Genomic DNA, 17,010 nt, shown 5'->3' with positions numbered 1-17,010 from the left:
TTCCATGACCCCTCCCCGCCAAGCGATGCTTCGATCCTACTTCGCATGGCTGATCGCGCTCTTTGTTCTGATCGCAGCCACCGGTCCATCCCACGCGCTATCGCCGGTCAGCATCGGACGAGACGATATCGCGATCGATCTCCTACCGGCGGTCGATATCTATCGGGACCGGGGATCCAGCTTTCAGGTGTCGACTGTGCCGGGGGCAGACGGGATCGTGCGCCGCATCGAAGTCGAGTCCAACTCTGCGCAGGCGTCGGGTGACTGGGCGGTCTTCGCGTTAGCGAACAACAGCGATGAGCAGATCGATCGCTTGGTTGTGGCGCCCCACTATCGCCTCGCGGAATCCGGTATCCTTTGGCCCGATCTCGGATCGCAACGCATCGTGTCGATCACGCCATCGGAAGGCTTCGCGTTGGACCGGCAGCAAAGCCCCGAAGCCGATGTCTTCTTTGTCACGCTCGATCCCGGAACCACCATCACCTTCGTTGCGGAACTAGCGTCATCGAAACTCCCCGAAATCCGTTTGTGGGAGCCGAATGCCTACAAGGACACGGTGAACGCGTTCACGTTGTACCGCGGCATTGTTCTGGGCATCGCGGGACTCCTGGCGGTCTTCCTGACGATCCTCTTCGTCGTCAAGGGATCGCCGATGTTCCCGGCGACCGCCGCGCTCGCCTGGGCGGTGTTGGCGTATATCTGCATTGATTTCGATTTTTGGCAGAAGCTCGTCCCGTTTGTGCCCGGTGAAGAGCGTATCTGGCGGGCTGGTACCGAAATCGCTCTCGCCTTCACGCTTGTCGTTTTCCTCTATGCCTACCTCAATCTAAACCGCTGGCACGGCATTTTGTCCGCCTTCACCGCACTCTGGTTGGCAGGTTTGGGCGGCCTCGGTGTCCTGGCTGCGTTCGATCCGCCGATGGCGTCCGGCATCGCCCGCATGTCGCTGGGTGCGACGGTCGGGACCGGCTTGCTGCTCATCCTGTTTCTGTCGTGGCAACGCTACGATCGCGCGATCATGCTCATTCCGACCTGGATCCTGATCGGGGTCTGGTTGTTCGCCGGATGGCTGACCGTGACCGGGCGCATCGATAACGACATCATCCAACCGGCATTAGGCGGCGGTTTGGTGCTCCTCGTGCTCCTGATCGGTTTCACCGTGATGCAGCACGCCTTCGCCGGCGGTGGTTTTGGAACGGGCCTGCTGTCCGATATGGAGCGCCGATCGTTGGCGCTCGCGGGCACCGGCGACGCTGTCTGGGACTGGGACGTCACTCGCGACCGCATCTTCGCGGGCTCCGACGCGGACACCAATATCGGTATCCCGATCACCGCGATGAATGGACCGGCCCGTGACTGGCTACCCATCCTGCACCCGGATGATCGCGACCGCTTCAAGATCACGCTCGACACGATTCTCGAACATCGTCGCGGTCGCATCGCGCAGGATTTCCGGGTCCGCGCCGAAGACGGACACTATCACTGGATCAGCCTGCAAGCCCGGCCGGTTCTCGGTTCGACCGGCGAGGTCGTGCGATGCGTCGGCACGTTGAAGGACGTCACCGAGCGCAAGAAGGCCGAAGAACGTCTGCTGCACGACGCGCTGCACGATCAGCTGACCGGCCTGCCCAACCGGGAACTCTTCATCGACCGACTTGATTCCATTTCGGCTCTCGCGACGACCCGCCGGGACGTGAGGCCGACGCTCTTCGTGATTGATGTCGATCGGTTTTCGCAGGTCAACGATGACTTCGGCATGGCGACCGGCGACACGATTCTGCTGACCCTGGGCCGCCGGCTCAAGCGCGCGCTTCGGCCACAGGACTCGCTGGCTCGTCTATCCGGCGACAAGTTCGGTCTGATCTTGATGTCCGAAACCGATGTCGATGCCGTCGGCGCCTTTGCACAGACCTTGCGTGACGTTGTGCGCGCACCAATTGCCTTTTCGGACCGCGATATCATCCTGACCGCTTCGATCGGCCTGACGGGTTGGAGCGAGGGTGCCGGTGCTGACGAGGTTCTACGCGAAGCCGAACTCGCCATGTATCAGGCGAAGCGCCTGGGAGGCGACCGCATCGAGGCCTTCCGCCCGGCGTTCAAGACGCATAGTTCGGGAAAGGTCGAGCTCGAGTCGGATTTGCGTCGAGCCTTCGGCCGCAATGAACTGTCGCTCGCCTACCAGCCGATCGTGCGCCTCGCCGATGGTCAGATCGCGGGCTTCGAAGCGCTTCTACGCTGGAACCACGTCCGGCGGGGACCCGTGTCGCCGGCGGAATTCATCCCGATTGCCGAATCGACCGGGCTGATCGTCCAACTCGGTCAGTTCGCCTTGGACGAGGCCGCGCGTCGCCTGGCGGACTGGCAGAAGTTGCCGGGTCAGGCAAAGCTCTTCGTATCGGTCAACATCTCGAGTCGGCAGCTGATCCGTCAAGATCTCGTCAACGACGTCCGTCAGACGTTGAAACTCTACAACCTCGCCCCCGAGACCGTGAAGTTGGAGCTGACCGAGTCGTTGGTGATGGATAATCCCGAGCGGTCTGCAAAGCTCCTGGTCCGGTTGAAGGAGATGGGGGTCGGCCTATCCCTCGACGACTTCGGCACCGGTTACTCGTCGCTATCCTACCTGATGCGCTTTCCGTTCGACACGCTGAAGATCGATCAGACCTTCCTGCGCGGTGAGGCACAACCGCAACGGCCGATCATCGTTCAATCGATCGTTAACATGGCCCACGAACTCGGCTTGGCGGTGGTCGCGGAAGGCGTTGAGACAGATGCGGATGCCGCGAAACTGAAGCTACTTAACTGCGAGTATGCCCAAAGCTATCTGTATGCGCCGCCGTTGAGTGCCGAAGAGGCGCGACGTCGGCTGCAGGAACGACAGGTCAAACGAGCCAGCTGAGGCGTGTTTCAGGCATGCCCGGCCTCGCTTGTTAGAAACGCCGGGTCGACGCCCAGGATGCCAAGCGCCCGTACGTACTTTTCGTCGAGGTCGGCGTCGAAAACGATGTCGAGGTCCGCCGGGCAGGTCAGCCAGCCGTTGGCCGCGATCTCGGACTCCAGCTGGCCCGCTTCCCATCCGGCATAACCGAGAACCATGATCGCCGTATGCGGCCCGATGCCCTTGGAGATGGCCCTCAAGATGTCCAAGGTCGGCGTCAGCGAAATCCCATCGTCGACCGGAACGGTCGACTCTGAATCGTAGTCGTCGGAATGGAGAACGAACCCTCGACCTCGTTCAACGGGACCACCGGCACAAACGGACACTTCTCGCCCCTTGTCGGGCAGACGGATCTCCTCCGGATCGGCGACGATTTCGAGTTGCGTCAAAAGAGCCGCGAAGCTCAATGGTTGCGACTTGTTGATGATGAAGCCCATCGCGCCGTTGGACGAATGGGCGCAGACATAGACGACGCTGCGCGCGAAGCGTTCGTCGGCCATGCCCGGCATAGCGATCAGGAAATGACCCTCCAGAGACGACGTCTCGTCGGGTCGGCTGCGCATCTTTTCGAGGTCCATGCCATGAAGATAGAGACGTCCTGCGAGAATTGCACGGGCGTTCGCAGCGGTTGGCAGGTCATTCGGTTGGGCGCCATCTGCTTCCTCGCCGTTACCCTTCTGTGTCTGACGGCGGGACGGCATTCCCTGGCGCGGGCTGGAGACGATGCGTCGCAAGTGCGCCTGCCGGGAGCGACGTTGCGCTTGTCACTCATGGCTCCGGAACCGGACGGCTTCGTTCGGGGCGTGCTATCCATCGATCTCGAACCCGGGTGGAAAACCTACTGGACGGATCCGGGACCTGTCGGACTCGCACCGTCGTTCGATTTCCGCCAAAGCCGAGGGCTTGGTCCCGTCTCCGTTCGCTTTCCGGCACCAGTTCGTTTCGACGAAGGAGGCGTTGCGAGCGTCGGTTACACCGAACCCCTGCTGTTACCCTTATCCACGTCCCACGTCGGTTCCGCGCCGCTACAAGCGATCGTTGACCTCACTCTCGGCCTCTGTCGCGAACTCTGCGTGCCGATCACGGCGCGGCTGGAAGCGGAAGCATCCGCCAGCCTTTCGACAAAAGCCTTGGTTTTGGCCGCTGCGCGCGACATACCCGTTCCAGGAGACCCTGCGGCAGTCCGCGTCTCCTTCGATGGCTCGAGCCTGACGGTTCAGGTCGATGCAGCCGACGTTGGCAATGCACCCGATGTATTCCTGGACAGCAGCGGCACGTTCAGCATCGGCTCGCCGCACGGACCAGCTGCCAGAATCGACGGTTTGATCACACAGCGGTTTCCAGCGTCCGTTTCCAACGCGGAAAACGCGGTGTCGTCATCGATTGATGTCGTGTTGACGTCGGGCGAGACCGCCCGATCCTATGAGGGCATTCCGGTCACGCCGGTGTCGCCGGCCGGCGCGCGGCCATGAGTAAGGACAGTCCCATCATGACCATCAGGCCGGGCGATAGAATTCCTGACGTCAACTTCCGCTCACCGGGTTCGGATGGCCCGACAACGTTGACGTCCGCGGAAGTCTTCTCAGGCAAGAAGGTCGTCCTTTTCGCCGTGCCCGGCGCCTTCACTCCCACATGCACGATGAACCATTTGCCCGGTTACCTCGAACATGAGCGTGATCTACGCGAACGCGGTATCGAGACCATCGCCGTCACGGCAGTCAACGACGTTCACGTCATGCGAGCGTGGGCAGAGGCGACCGGGTCCACCGGACGCATCCTGTTTCTTGCGGATGGCAACGCGGAGTTCGCGCGTGCCGTCGGGCTTGAGATGGATATGAGCGGTGGCGGCATGGGCACACGCTCGAAGCGCTACTCGATGTTGGTTGACGACGGTGTCGTACGCTCCGTCAACGTCGAGGATTCGCCGGGCCGGGCCGAGACCTCATCCGCTGAGGCGATGCTCGATAGCTTGTGACCGTCCGGCTCACGCGGCTGTTGGCCGCTTCTTGAATGGCGCCATTCCCGCGCGGGCCAGTTCGTCCGCGCGCTCGTTCTCCGCATGCCCAGCATGGCCCTTCACCCAATGAAAGGTGACGTCGTGCCTGGCGCGTTCCGCGTCGAGCCGTTGCCAAAGTTCAGTGTTCTTGACCGGTTTCTTGTCGGCGGTACGCCAACCGTTTCTCTTCCAGCCGTGGATCCATTTGGTGATCCCATCCCGAAGGTACTGGGAGTCGGAATGGAGATGAACGGCGCAAGCACGTTTGAGAGCCGCCAGCGCTTCGATGGCAGCCAGCAGTTCCATGCGATTGTTGGTCGTCAGCGCCTCGCCACCGGACAACTCTCGCTCGGTGTCGCCGGAACGCAGGATCGCCCCCCAACCACCCGGTCCAGGGTTCCCGGAGCAAGCACCGTCCGTGAAGATATCGACGCGGGTCGCTTCGTTCATGCTCATGCCTACTCGTGCACTCCGTAATCGGCAATGCTTCGCACGCTACGATGAAAGCGGGATTTACGGAGATATTCCTTTGGATCCTTCTTCGTGACGAACGAATTGGCCGGCACGTGAATCCAGTCGTACAAGCGGGTCAGCAGGAAGCGCAGCGCAGCTCCGCGTGCCAGAAGCGGCAGAGCTGCCAGCTCGGCTGCCGACAGAACACGCGCGCTGCGATAGCCTTCTATGAGCGCGCGCCCCTTGGTCACGTTGTAGGCGCCATCCTGCTCGAAGCACCAGGCGCACAAGCAGATCGCCAGATCGTAGGCAAGGATATCGTTGCAGGCGAAATAGAAATCGATCAGCCCTGACAGCTCGCCCGACAGAAAGAAGACGTTGTCGGGAAAGAGATCGGCATGAATTACACCTGCCGGGAGACCCTTCGGCCAGTTCTCTTCGAGGAAGCGAAGTTCCGCGTCCAACTCGTCGCGCAACCCGTCTTCGACATCGTCAGCACGAGGTCCACAGCCGTCGAGAAGCTGCCGCCAGCCCGCGACGCCGAGCGCATTCGGACGACGGAGGTCGAAGTCGGATGCGAGGTCATGCAGCTGCGCGAGCGCCACTCCCACTTCGCGGCATTGGTCGGCATGAGGTCGACGCGACCACATCCCCTCCAAAAAGGTGAACAGTGCGGCCGGACGTCCCGCCAGTTCGCCGAGCGTTTCACCGTCCCGCGTGACTACCGGTTGCGGGCAGTTCAGACCGCGGGAAGCCAGGTGACGCATCAATCCAACAAAGAACGGCAGATCGTCCCGATCCACGCGCTTCTCGTAGAGCGTCAGGATGAACGTACCTCCCCCCGCTCTCAGCAGGAAGTTGGAGTTCTCGACACCCTCCGCGATCCCTTTGTAGCTCAAAAGCGGTCCGCAATCGTATCGCCCGAGGAAACCGGCAAGCTCCGCTTCGCCGACGTCGGTATAGACCGCCATCAGTTGATCAACGCCTGTGCGGCAGCACCTTGGCCATTGACGAAGGCCATGTCCTCCTTCGCCAATGGAACATCGCGAAGCGACCGCATGACCGGGAAATTCTCGGTCTCGATCGCCGTCTGGACGAGTTCGATGCGAAGCTCGAACCGCGTTCGCAACGCTTCTAGAATGGCGTCGGTCAGGATTTCGGGAGCAGAGGCGCCAGCCGAGAGCGCGATTGTCGTATCCGGTATCACATGCTCCCAAGGCATGTCCTGGAGCCCCTGAACGAGAACGGCGACGGAGGCACCCGCTCGTTCCGCGACCTCGACCAACCGCTTCGAATTCGACGAGTTGGGCGCACCTACGATCAGGAACAGGGACGTCCCGGGCGCCGCCGCCTTGACGGCATCCTGTCTGTTGGTCGTCGCGTAGCAGATCGACTCGGACGACGGCGCGTGCAGCAACGGGAATTTATGCTGGAGCGCCGCGAGTATGCCGGCCGTGTCATCTACCGACAGTGTGGTCTGGGTCACGAAGCCAAGAGCTGCGGCATCGGTCGGCTCGAACGCTGCGACGTCCTCTTCGGTTTCGATCAAGATCACGGCACCGTCCGGCAATTGTCCCATGGTTCCGACGACCTCCGGGTGACCGCGGTGGCCAATCAGCAGGACCTGGCGCCCCAGGCGCATGTGCCGCATGGCCTGCTTGTGGACCTTCGATACCAGCGGGCAGGTCGCATCGAGATACAACATCTCTCGCCGAGCGGCCTCGGCTGGGATGGACTTCGGTACGCCATGCGCCGAGAAGACGACCGGCTGCCCATCATCCGGGATGGCGTCGAGTTCGCGCACGAAGACCGCGCCCATACCGCGTAATCCTTCCACGACATACTTGTTGTGGACGATCTCATGCCGCACGTAGACCGGCGCACCGAAACGCTTGAGCGCGAGGACTACGATCTGGATAGCCCGATCGACACCCGCGCAAAATCCTCGCGGCTCGCACAGGCGAATCGTGAGCGCCGGTTTCGCGGTCGTCGACATGGTCGGGATACTCCGTAAGCAGTCTTCTGAGGTCATCAAGGAACCGCGGTCGTGCCTGTCAAGCCGTCGACGTGTCTGACGATCGAGGGCGTCGGAATACGGCGGCGACAAGCATTCCCGCGAGCACCGCGGCGAGACCGAACCACGTGATGGCATATTGCAGATGGTTGTTCGGGATCTCGACGATCGTCGTTCCACCCACGGGATAACCGCCGGGCGCCGCCCCGGGCCCTGCGTCGATGACGAAGGGAATGAACCGTGCGCTGTCGCCAAGATCCAACCCGACCAGAAGATCGGGAAGGTGGCGCCAGAAGTAGACGTTGGTACGGGGATCATTGTCCGGAACGAAACTCCCCGGCTTCTCCGTCGCAAAGGGTCTGGCTACGCCGACAACGTCTGTAGTGCCGACGATCTGCCCTGCTGCACGTGTTGCCGGATCCTTTCGATCGTACGGGACGAAGCCGCGATTCACGAAGACGAAGCGCCCATCGGCGAGTTCGAGCGGTGTATAAATGTTCCAGCCAGCGGCGCCGCGGAACGTTGAGAGAAACGCGCGCTCATCCTCGTGGTGGAACACGCCTGACGCCGATACGGAACGGTAATCGAGCTGCGACCCCTCTATGTTCCCGGATGCCAACTCCTCGACCGGAACCGATGGCCATCTCTGCCGCTCATGGATCTGAGCAACGAGAGCGTTCTTCCAGGCCAGGCGCTCGACCTGCCAAGCTCCGAGCGAGCAGAGAACGGCAATCCCGAACAACCCGACAAGCCCGATGACGACGTCGCGACGTCGAAGGGCAGGCCGTCGCTCCGCACGCCTTGCGCGGCCAACCGTCGTCAAGGTGACTCGTCCGAACCGGCCCACCGGCCTTCCGCCGCCTTGTTGCGGTACTGCAGTCCAACCATCAGGCCTTTGGCGATCCGCATCAGGGGCAAGGATAGTATGATCGTCAACGGGATCCAGAGCAGCAGGTGCACGACGATCGACGGGCTGTAGGCGACCTCGACATAGAGGGCGAGCCCGACGACGACGAAGCCGACGACCGTCATTACGAAGAACGCAGGGCCGTCAGCTTGATCAAGGGGACGGAAGTCGAGCTTGCAACGTCCGCAGGCTGACCTGAGCTTCAGAAATCCCTGAAACAACGGCCCCTTGCCGCATCGCGGACAGTGGCCCGCCGCCCCCGCCTTTGCGGGATCGACGCCGGGATAGGATGGTGCTCGATCGCTCATGGCCGTCCTTGCAACGAAAAAGAGGCGGCCGGAAGACGCGGCCGCCTCTCGCTGATGATCACCGTCCTGGCGGATCAGCCCGCGTGGATCGGAGCGCCCCAGCCACCCCAGACATAGATGGCGAAGAAGAGGAACAGCCACACGACGTCGACGAAGTGCCAGTACCAAGCCGCAGCTTCGAACCCAAAGTGCTTATGCGGGGTAAAGTGCCCACGGATGGCACGCAGCAGACACACGGCCAGGAAGATGATTCCGACCATGACGTGGAAGCCATGGAACCCGGTCGCCATGAAGAAGGTCGATCCGTAGATCGAACCGGAGAACGCGAAGGGAGCGTGGGCGTACTCGAAATACTGGACGTAGGAGAAGATCGCTCCGAGGAACACGGTCAACGCGAGACCGGTGATCAGCGACTTGCGATCGTCCTCCAGCATGGCATGGTGCGCCCAGGTCGCCGTGGTACCGGAGAGCAGCAGCGTGATCGTGTTGAAAAGCGGCAGATGCAGCGGGTCGAGAACCTCGATCCCCTTCGGCGGCCAGATACCGCCAAGCACCTGCGTGCGCGACGCTTGGATCGCCTCGGCCGGAAACAAGCTGGCGTCGAAGAACGCCCAAAACCACGCGACGAAGAACATCACCTCGGAGGCGATGAACATGATCATGCCGTAGCGCAGATGCATCGACACGACCGGCGTATGTGCGCCCTCGTGGCTCTCCTTGATGGTATCCGACCACCAGGCGAACATCGTGTAGAGCACGAGCGCCAAGCCGATGAAAAAGATCCAAGGCGTCGCGATGTTGCCGCCGAACAGCATGAACGGTGAACCCGAATTCCACCGGAACAGCGCGACCGCGCCGATCATCATGATGAAGGCGCCGAGCGAAGCGAGGAACGGCCAGGGGCTCGGATCGATGATATGATAGTCGTGGTGCTTGGTATGCGCAGTATGGGTCGTGTCAGCCATGTCTTGCCCCGCTCCTTCCTGTCGACCCGTTCTTAGCAGACGGGCATCAATACAAAAACTCTTGCGCCCCCGGGTGTTCCCCAACACCTCGGAACGTGCTCGCTCCCGCGATCAGCTTCCGCTCGGCTTGGCCGCGGCAACGTTCACAACCGGCGGGTCCGCCGGGAAGAACGTGTAGGACAGCGTGATCGTATGGGCGTCCTGCGTGTCGACGTCGTCGGCAATCGCCGGATCAACGAAGAAGATCACCGGCATGTCGACCGACTCTCCCGGCTTCAGCGTCTGATTGTTGAAGCAGAAGCACTGGATCTTGTTGAAGTAGGCACCGGTCAAGTCAGGTGTGACGTTGAAGGTCGCCATCGCCGTGACCGTCCGGTCGGACGTGTTGCGCACATGATAGGAGATCTGGCGCGTTTCGCCGAGCCGGACCCGAACCTGACGTTCGTTCGGTTGAAAGCTCCAGGGAACGCCGGGTGACGCGTTGGCGTCGAACCGCACGTTGATCTCCTGATCCGTCACCCGAGCTGACGCCATCTCGGCGCGTTGGGTCGTGCCACCATACCCTGTCACCTGACAGAAGATCCGGTAGAGGGGGACCGCCGCAAAGGAAGCGCCGACCATCGCGAAGGTGAAGCAGAGGCAAGACAGCGCGATCATGCGCGCGCGACGGGCGGCTTCCGCTGGTGTGCGACGGCTCGGTCGGGTCATCGGATCACCCACCCATCTTTATCAAGGTGACAACGTAGAAGATCACAACGAGTGCAACGAGGACGCCGGCAATCGCGACCGACCGGCGGCGCTGTGCCCGACGCTCGGCGTCCGTCAGTCGGATGCCATTGGGTCCCGGCTCAGAGGACATGGATACCGAACTCCGCTGCGGCGATCGTGGACAGGAGTAGCAGGCCGAAGAGAGCAAAGAGGTAGACGATCGAGAAGCCGAACAACGACTTGGCTGGACGCATGGCAATGTCCTCGTCCGCCATTCGCAGAACGCGATAGGCATGGACGACGAACTGCACACCGAGAAGCGTTGCCATGGCGCCGTAAATCGGACCGGCGATGCCCAGCCAGAACGGGAGAACACCGACAGGCGCCAAAATCACCGAGTAGACGAAGATATGTCGGCGCGTCGATGCGGCGCCCGAGACGTTCGGCAGCATCGGGATACCCGCGGCGCCGTAATCCTTCATCTTGAAAAGGGCCAAGGCCCAGAAGTGCGGCGGTGTCCAAAGGAAGATGATCAGGAACAGCGCGAAGCTTTCCCACGCCAGACCGCCGGTGACGGCAGACCACGCGACCATCGGTGGGAACGCGCCTGCGGCACCGCCGATGACGATGTTCTGCACGGTCCGACGCTTCAACCCCATCGTATAGAAGACGGCATAGAACAGGATCGTGAAGGCCAGAAAGCCGGCTGCGAACCAATTGGACGCCAAACCGAGCAGCATGACCGACAGTGCCGAAAGCGCGACGCCGAACGCCAGCGCACTCTCTCGAGCGATGCGACCCGCGGGGACGGGCCGGTTCGCCGTCCGCGACATGATCCGGTCGATGTCGGCGTCGTACCACATGTTGAGGGCCCCTGCTCCACCTGCGCCCAGTGCGATCGCAAGCAGAGAAACAGAGCCGAGGATCGGGTTCATCTCCCCGGGAGCAGCCAGGAAGCCGACGACGGCCGTCAGGACGACCAACGACATGACGCGCGGCTTGAGCAGGGCGAAGTAGTCGCCGGGCCCGGCCAGGCTGATCAGCGGACGAGCGTCTGTCGTCGTGAGGTCGATGGTGCTCAAGGGTACCTCGTCGATCATCATGCCATTTCGGATGCCGCCCGGTCGTCATGACCTTCGGCAAAAGCAACGGTCCCGGTTGGAGCCGGGACCGTCCGCGTCATCGGGTCAGGCTCGCGCCGCTCAGCGGATGCGCGGAAGCTCTTCCCACTGGTGGAACGGCGGCGGCGACGACAACTGCCATTCCAGCGTCGTGGCACCAGCGCCCCAGGGATTGGGTCCGGCGATGCGCTTCTTCGCGAAGGCCTCGTACACGCCGTACAGGAATACCAGAACCGCGACGCCCGAGATGTAGGAACCGATCGAGGAAACGAGGTTCCAACCGGCGAACGCCTCCGGGTAGTCGACGTAGCGGCGCGGCATGCCGGCTGCACCCAGGAAGTGCTGCGGGAAGAAGATGATGTTCACACCGATGAACGTCATCCAGAAGTGAATCTGGCCGATACGCTCGTTGTACATGTAGCCGCTCATCTTCGGGAACCAGTAGTACCAGCCCGCGAAGATCGCGAAGACGGCGCCCAAAGACAGGACGTAATGGAAGTGCGCCACGACGTAGTAGGTGTCGTGTAGCACGCGGTCCATACCGGCATTGGCAAGCTTGACGCCCGTGACGCCACCGACCGTGAACAGGAAGATGAAACCGATCGCCCAGAGCATCGGAACGCGGAAGCGGATCGATCCGCCCCACATCGTTGCGATCCACGAGAAGATCTTGATGCCGGTCGGAACCGCGATCACCATCGTCGCGAACACGAAGTAGCGCTGCGTGTTGAGCGAGATACCGGTCGTGTACATGTGGTGAGCCCACACCACGAAGCCGACGACGCCGATAGCGACCATCGCGTAGGCCATGCCAAGGTAGCCGAAGACCGGTTTGCGCGAAAACGTCGAGATGATGTGACTGACGATGCCGAACGCCGGTAGAATCAGGATGTAGACCTCCGGGTGGCCGAAGAACCAGAAGAGGTGCTGGTAGAGAATCGGGTCACCACCGCCTTCCGGCGCGAAGAAGGTCGTGCCGAAGTTGCGATCCGTCAGAAGCATCGTGATCGCGCCGGCTAGAACCGGAAGCGAAAGGAGCAGCAGGAACGCCGTGACAAGCACGGACCAGGCGAACAGCGGCATCTTGTGCAGCGTCATGCCGGGGGCGCGCATGTTGAGGATCGTCGTGATGAAGTTGATCGCACCCAGGATCGACGACGCACCTGCGATATGCAGGCCGAAGATCGCAAGGTCGACGGCCGGACCAGGGTGACCAGCGGTCGAGAGCGGCGGATACATCGTCCAGCCGGTTCCCGCACCGTTCGTGCCGGGCGCACCCTCGACGAACATCGAGAGGATCAGCAGCAGGAACGCCGGGACGAGCAGCCAGAAGGAGATGTTGTTCAAGCGGGGAAACGCCATGTCCGGCGCCCCGATCATGATCGGGATCATCCAGTTGGCGAAGCCGCCGATCAGCGCGGGCATCACCATGAAGAAGATCATGATGAGGCCGTGCCCGGTCGTGAACACGTTGTAGACCTGCGGATTGCCGAAGATCTGAAGGCCGGGCTCCTGCAGCTCGGCGCGCATGGCGACCGAGAGCGCGCCGCCGACGACGCCCGCCATGATGGCGAACATCAGGTAGAGCGTCCCGATATCCTTGTGGTTGGTGGAATAAACCCAGCGCGTCCAGCCGGTCGGCCGGTGATCGTGATGAGCGTCGTCGTGGACTGTGGCGTGTGCCATCTCGGACTCCGGTATGGGCGGGTCAGCGCGACGCGACAACCGACTTCGTGGAGGCGATCTCCGCGGTCAGCTGGGCGTTGGCGTTCTCGACGCTGGTGGCGGCGGTCGCGAGCCAGGCATCGAACTGCGCCTGACTGACGACGCGCACGGCGATCGGCATGTTGTAGTGGCTCTGCCCGCACAGCTCCGAGCACTGGCCGTAGAAGATACCCTCGCGGTTAGCCTCGAACCAGTACTCGTTGATGCGACCGGGAACGGCGTCGACCTTCACGCCCAGCGAGGGCATGGCGAAGGAATGGATGACGTCGCCGCCGGTCGACAGCAGACGCACCACGCGATTCACCGGGACGACCATCTCGTTGTCGACGGCCAGAAGGTGGGGATAGGCCGCGCGATCCTGCTTCCCGGACGCATCACGCGCGTCGTCGGCAAGTGGATAGGAAAGGAACGAGACCGGCTGCGCCGCCGGATCGGCCGGGTTCTCGGCCGTGCCTGCTACGGCACTGGACGCGGCCGCAACGGTCTGTGCCGGCTGATACTCGTATCCCCAGTACCACTGGTAGCCGGTCGCCTTGACCGTCAACTCCGGCTCGCGGGGCGGGTTGTACTGCGCCGTCAGAAGCTGGAACGAGGGAATCGCGAGGCACAGAAGCACCAGCACCGGCGCCAGCGTCCAGACGACCTCGATGATCGTATTGTGGCTGGTTCGCGAAGGCGTCGGGTTGCGGGTCTCGCTGTAGCGGAAGCAGACCCAGGCCAGAAGCGCCGCGACGAGGATCGTGATCGGGACGATGAACCACAGCGTGTAGTTCGAGAACCAGTGAATCTGAGCCTCGATCGGCGACAGCGCTTCCTGCAGATTGATCTGCCAAGGGTGCGGCTGACCGGGATGCAGCACGGCCTCTTGCGCCGACGCAGCAAGCGGCAGGCCGACGGTCGCGGCCGCCGCCAGAAGGGTTCGTTTCACGAATGCTCTCCCTCGTGCACAGGGTTTGTTCCGGTGGGCCGGACGCATCGCGGGATCCGAAGCGTGGGCCATTCGCCCGGATTCGAATGCCGCCAATGTGCAGCTACCTTTGAACGCTTCAACCATGAAACCGCCGCTATCGCAACACGACGCCGGTGCCCGCACTTGCGACATAATGAGGGTGTTGCAAGTGAGGCTTCAAGCATCGTCGCCTTGCTCGACGGGACGGCCGTGAATGCGCTAACCCCTGGACTCGGAAGCATGCCCACGACCGTTTTCAGGCCTCTCAGGACAGACCCATGAAGAGTTTTTCGGCGGCCACCGCCCTCCTCCTGCTCAGCGTCATGGCCGCCGGGGCGCAGACCGGAACCGTGAAGTCCCAGCATGGGGCATGGGCTGTCGTCTGCGACCAACCGGCGGGCGCGGCTGGCGAGCAGTGTGCACTGCTGCAAAACGTCGTGGCGGAGGATCGCCCGGAGGTTGGTCTTTCCGTTCTTGCGTTGAAGACGGCGGATGGTCGGGCGCAGATCTTGCGCGTTCTGGCTCCGCTCGGGATTCTGCTTCCCAACGGTCTGGGGCTCTACGTCGACAACAAGGATATCGGCCGAGCCCAGTTCGTGCGTTGTTTCGAAGACGGGTGCTATGCCGAGGTTATCCTCGAGGATAACCTCCGCCAAACGCTGTCGTCCGGAAAATCGGCGACATTCATCGTTTTCCAGACACCCGAGGAAGGTATCGGCATTCCCGTCGATCTCAACGGTTTTGCCGACGGCTTCGCGGCGCTGCCTTGATCCAGCCGGCGCGATGACAGAGCGCGCGACGTCTCCTATCTGAAGTGCCCGACTGGCTTGGAGACGATCCCATGACTAATTCCCTCATCGAACGGTTCGACGTCTCGACCGCGACCCTACAGGGGATCGTTTCCGATACGCTGCGCGGTGCGGACGACGGCGAACTCTATCTGGAGTACCGCGAACAGGAATCGCTCGTGTTCGACAATGGTCGGCTCAAAGCTGGCGATTTCTCGACCGATCAGGGGTTTGGTCTGCGTTGCGTCGCCGGTGAAGCGGTCGGCTTTGCTCATTCCGGCGAGATGTCGGAAGCGGCACTGCGGCGCGCGGCCGATGCGGCGGGAGCGGTCAAGGGCGGACACAGTGGCTCCCTTGCCGAGCCGCCGATCGGGACGAACCAGCGCCTCTACGGTGCCGAGAACCCGATTCCTTCTCCCGGCTTCGAGGCCAAGGTCCAATTGCTCGAGACGATCGATGGTTACCTGCGGGGGCGAGATCCCAGCGTCCGGCAGGTTTCGGTCTCCCTTGCGACGCAATGGCAGGTCGTCGAGATCCTGCGTGCCGATGGGCAGTTGGCACAGGACGTCCGCCCGCTCGTACGGCTCAACGTTTCGGTGGTCGCGGGTCAGGGCGACCGGCAGGAGAGCGGTTCTTCGGGAGCCGGAGGTCGCACGGGCTTCGGCGAGTTCATGGTCGAGGACAACTGGCGCCGTATCGCCGACGAGGCGCTCCGGCAGGCCAAGATCAACCTCGAGGCCGTCGCGGCACCGGCTGGAACATTCGATATCGTGCTCGGGTCGGGCTGGCCGGGCGTCATGCTGCACGAGGCGGTTGGCCACGGTCTGGAAGGCGACTTCAACCGAAAGAAGACCTCTGCCTTTGCGGGCCTCATGGGACAGCAGGTCGCAGCGCAGGGCGTGACCGTCGTCGACGACGGAACGATCACCGAACGCCGGGGGTCGCTGACGATCGACGACGAGGGCACCCCGACCAACCGGACGGTGCTGATCGAGGACGGCAAGCTCGTCAATTATATGCATGACCGGCAGAACGCGCGGCTCATGAACATGGCCCCGACCGGCAACGGGCGTCGCCAGTCGCACGCGCATGTTCCGATGCCGCGCATGACGAACACGATGATGCTGAACGGTCCGCACGCACCCGAGGAGATCATCTCGTCGGTTTCGGACGGCATCTACGCGGTGTCCTTCGGCGGCGGACAGGTCGACATCACCAGCGGCAAGTTCGTCTTCGGTTGTACCGAAGCCTACCGCATCCGCGGCGGTATCGTCTCGGAACCCCTCAAGGGCGTCATGCTCATCGGCAATGGGCCCGAGGCGATGCACCGCGTGACGATGGTCGGGAACGATGCGGCCCTCGATACCGGGATCGGCAACTGCGGCAAGGCCGGCCAGTGGGTTCCCGTGGGCGTCGGCCAGCCGCATCTGCGCATGAATGCGATGACGGTCGGAGGGACGGAAGCCTGATTCCGTCCCTCACTGCTGGAGCACCGTCAGGGATACAGGCGTACCGCCTGCCAACCGTCGTCGTTCCGCGTGAAGCGGAACCGGTCGTGAAGGCGGAACTCGCCGTCGCGCCAGAATTCGATCTCGCTGGGGATTACCCGAAAACCGGACCAGTTCGGCGGGCGCGGAACGTCGCCATCTCCGTACTGGGCCTCCAAATCGTGGACACGTCTTTCCAGGGTCGCTCGCGAGTCGAGCGGCCTCGACTGGTCCGACGCCTTGGCGCCGATCCGGCTACCCTTCGGCCGGCTGGCGAAGTAGCGGTCCGCCTCCGCGTCGCTCACGACCTCGACGGAACCGCGAACCCGGACCTGCCGCCGAAGCGATTTCCAATGCAGGCAGAGAGCCGCCTTGCGATGAGCGAGGAGTTCATGTCCCTTGCGGCTTTCGAAATTGGTGTAGAAGACAAAGCCTCGATCATCATATTCTTTGAGGAGGACCATGCGGACGTCCGGAAGCCCGTCGCCGTCGACCGTCGCCAGCGACATCGCGCCGGGATCGTTGACCTCGCTCTTCTCGGCATCGGCCATCCAGTCTCGGAACAGCTCATTCGGGTCCCTGTGCTTCACCGCTTCATCGTCCATTAAGGCGGTCTTGTCCATGATTGCGAAAGTCTCCGTTTGCAGCCGT

The 17,010-nt window shown here is 62.5% G+C and carries 17 protein-coding genes; 5 read left to right on the top strand and 12 right to left on the bottom strand.

Annotated elements, in window-relative coordinates:
• Nucleotides 1-4: 4 nt before the first annotated feature.
• Nucleotides 5-2,899, top strand: a complete 2,895-nt coding sequence (locus tag BLQ76_RS08865) for an EAL domain-containing protein (protein ID WP_280140059.1) — start codon at nt 5-7, stop codon at nt 2,897-2,899.
• A gap of 8 nt (nt 2,900-2,907) precedes the next feature.
• On the opposite strand, the gene BLQ76_RS08860 is transcribed toward BLQ76_RS08865, so the two are convergent.
• Nucleotides 2,908-3,516 (bottom strand): YqgE/AlgH family protein, encoded by a 609-nt coding sequence (locus tag BLQ76_RS08860; protein WP_090672059.1) that lies wholly within the window; start codon nt 3,514-3,516, stop codon nt 2,908-2,910.
• 177 nt (nt 3,517-3,693) lie between these two features.
• Here BLQ76_RS08860 and BLQ76_RS08855 point away from each other — a divergent pair, with 177 nt between their 5' ends.
• Together BLQ76_RS08855 and BLQ76_RS08850 are read left to right on the top strand one after the other, a co-directional pair.
• Nucleotides 3,694-4,410: a protein-disulfide reductase DsbD domain-containing protein gene (locus BLQ76_RS08855; protein WP_210184157.1), complete on the top strand. Its 717-nt coding sequence runs from the start codon at nt 3,694-3,696 to the stop codon at nt 4,408-4,410.
• Nucleotides 4,411-4,427: 17 nt separating this feature from the next.
• Nucleotides 4,428-4,913 carry a peroxiredoxin gene (locus BLQ76_RS08850; protein WP_090672053.1) on the top strand — a complete coding sequence of 162 codons (486 nt, stop codon included), beginning with the start codon at nt 4,428-4,430 and terminating at the stop codon, nt 4,911-4,913.
• Nucleotides 4,914-4,922: 9 nt separating this feature from the next.
• Here the strand turns inward: BLQ76_RS08850 and rnhA are convergent, their stop codons facing one another.
• The 10 genes from rnhA to coxB all read right to left on the bottom strand — a co-directional run bounded on the left by rnhA (nt 4,923) and on the right by coxB (nt 14,063).
• Nucleotides 4,923-5,384, bottom strand: coding sequence for a ribonuclease HI (rnhA, locus tag BLQ76_RS08845; protein WP_090672682.1), 462 nt, complete (start codon nt 5,382-5,384; stop codon nt 4,923-4,925).
• Between the two features lie 8 nt (nt 5,385-5,392).
• Nucleotides 5,393-6,358, bottom strand: coding sequence for a homoserine kinase (locus BLQ76_RS08840; RefSeq protein WP_090672050.1), 966 nt, complete (start codon nt 6,356-6,358; stop codon nt 5,393-5,395).
• Complete coding sequence (gene ispH / locus BLQ76_RS08835) at nt 6,358-7,419, bottom strand: 4-hydroxy-3-methylbut-2-enyl diphosphate reductase (protein ID WP_170842549.1); 1,062 nt, start codon at nt 7,417-7,419, stop codon at nt 6,358-6,360. The genes BLQ76_RS08840 and ispH overlap by 1 nt, the downstream gene beginning before the upstream one ends.
• 22 nt (nt 7,420-7,441) lie before the next feature.
• Entirely contained in the window at nt 7,442-8,224 is a 783-nt protein-coding gene (locus tag BLQ76_RS08830; RefSeq protein ID WP_244519545.1) for an SURF1 family protein, read from the bottom strand.
• Complete coding sequence (locus BLQ76_RS08825) at nt 8,221-8,529, bottom strand: DUF983 domain-containing protein (protein WP_342028250.1); 309 nt, start codon at nt 8,527-8,529, stop codon at nt 8,221-8,223. Before BLQ76_RS08825 ends, BLQ76_RS08830 begins: the two co-directional genes overlap by 4 nt.
• 161 nt (nt 8,530-8,690) lie before the next feature.
• Nucleotides 8,691-9,581 carry a cytochrome c oxidase subunit 3 gene (locus BLQ76_RS08820; RefSeq protein WP_090672041.1) on the bottom strand — a complete coding sequence of 297 codons (891 nt, stop codon included), beginning with the start codon at nt 9,579-9,581 and terminating at the stop codon, nt 8,691-8,693.
• Nucleotides 9,582-9,692: 111 nt separating this feature from the next.
• Nucleotides 9,693-10,289: a cytochrome c oxidase assembly protein gene (locus BLQ76_RS08815; RefSeq protein WP_090672676.1), complete on the bottom strand. Its 597-nt coding sequence runs from the start codon at nt 10,287-10,289 to the stop codon at nt 9,693-9,695.
• 140 nt (nt 10,290-10,429) lie between these two features.
• Nucleotides 10,430-11,389, bottom strand: coding sequence for a heme o synthase (locus BLQ76_RS08805; protein ID WP_170842548.1), 960 nt, complete (start codon nt 11,387-11,389; stop codon nt 10,430-10,432).
• 102 nt (nt 11,390-11,491) lie between these two features.
• Nucleotides 11,492-13,096: a cytochrome c oxidase subunit I gene (ctaD, locus tag BLQ76_RS08800; protein ID WP_090672033.1), complete on the bottom strand. Its 1,605-nt coding sequence runs from the start codon at nt 13,094-13,096 to the stop codon at nt 11,492-11,494.
• Between the two features lie 22 nt (nt 13,097-13,118).
• A complete protein-coding gene (gene coxB, locus BLQ76_RS08795; RefSeq protein WP_244519543.1) occupies nt 13,119-14,063 on the bottom strand; it encodes a cytochrome c oxidase subunit II in 945 nt (314 codons plus the stop codon).
• 299 nt (nt 14,064-14,362) lie between these two features.
• Here coxB and BLQ76_RS08790 point away from each other — a divergent pair, with 299 nt between their 5' ends.
• The gene (locus BLQ76_RS08790; protein WP_090672030.1) at nt 14,363-14,854 is read left to right on the top strand and encodes an invasion associated locus B family protein; all 492 of its coding nucleotides are present in this window, start codon (nt 14,363-14,365) and stop codon (nt 14,852-14,854) included.
• Nucleotides 14,855-14,925: 71 nt separating this feature from the next.
• On the top strand, nt 14,926-16,341 hold the full coding sequence (tldD, locus tag BLQ76_RS08785; protein ID WP_090672027.1) for a metalloprotease TldD: 1,416 nt from the start codon (nt 14,926-14,928) through the stop codon (nt 16,339-16,341).
• 26 nt (nt 16,342-16,367) lie between these two features.
• Here the strand turns inward: tldD and pdxH are convergent, their stop codons facing one another.
• On the bottom strand, nt 16,368-16,982 hold the full coding sequence (gene pdxH / locus BLQ76_RS08780) for a pyridoxamine 5'-phosphate oxidase (protein WP_090672024.1): 615 nt from the start codon (nt 16,980-16,982) through the stop codon (nt 16,368-16,370).
• Nucleotides 16,983-17,010 lie beyond the last annotated feature (28 nt).

Source organism: Aureimonas jatrophae, assembly GCF_900104035.1.
Lineage (GTDB): Bacteria > Pseudomonadota > Alphaproteobacteria > Rhizobiales > Rhizobiaceae > Aureimonas > Aureimonas jatrophae.
This window is presented reverse-complemented; position numbering and strand designations above follow the sequence as displayed.

Excerpts from the sequence above, each read along its gene's own strand:
- BLQ76_RS08840 (WP_090672050.1), bottom strand. The coding sequence starts at position 6,358 with ATGGCGGTCTATACCGACGTCGGCGAAGCGGAGCTTGCCGGTTTCCTC.
- rnhA (WP_090672682.1), bottom strand. The coding sequence starts at position 5,384 with ATGAACGAAGCGACCCGCGTCGATATCTTCACGGACGGTGCTTGCTCC.
- pdxH (WP_090672024.1), bottom strand. The coding sequence starts at position 16,982 with ATGGACAAGACCGCCTTAATGGACGATGAAGCGGTGAAGCACAGGGAC.
- BLQ76_RS08820 (WP_090672041.1), bottom strand. The coding sequence starts at position 9,581 with ATGGCTGACACGACCCATACTGCGCATACCAAGCACCACGACTATCAT.
- BLQ76_RS08865 (WP_280140059.1), top strand. The coding sequence starts at position 5 with ATGACCCCTCCCCGCCAAGCGATGCTTCGATCCTACTTCGCATGGCTG.
- tldD (WP_090672027.1), top strand. The coding sequence starts at position 14,926 with ATGACTAATTCCCTCATCGAACGGTTCGACGTCTCGACCGCGACCCTA.
- ispH (WP_170842549.1), bottom strand. The coding sequence starts at position 7,419 with ATGACCTCAGAAGACTGCTTACGGAGTATCCCGACCATGTCGACGACC.
- BLQ76_RS08805 (WP_170842548.1), bottom strand. The coding sequence starts at position 11,389 with ATGATCGACGAGGTACCCTTGAGCACCATCGACCTCACGACGACAGAC.
- BLQ76_RS08790 (WP_090672030.1), top strand. The coding sequence starts at position 14,363 with ATGAAGAGTTTTTCGGCGGCCACCGCCCTCCTCCTGCTCAGCGTCATG.
- ctaD (WP_090672033.1), bottom strand. The coding sequence starts at position 13,096 with ATGGCACACGCCACAGTCCACGACGACGCTCATCACGATCACCGGCCG.
- BLQ76_RS08815 (WP_090672676.1), bottom strand. The coding sequence starts at position 10,289 with ATGACCCGACCGAGCCGTCGCACACCAGCGGAAGCCGCCCGTCGCGCG.
- BLQ76_RS08850 (WP_090672053.1), top strand. The coding sequence starts at position 4,428 with ATGACCATCAGGCCGGGCGATAGAATTCCTGACGTCAACTTCCGCTCA.
- BLQ76_RS08860 (WP_090672059.1), bottom strand. The coding sequence starts at position 3,516 with ATGGACCTCGAAAAGATGCGCAGCCGACCCGACGAGACGTCGTCTCTG.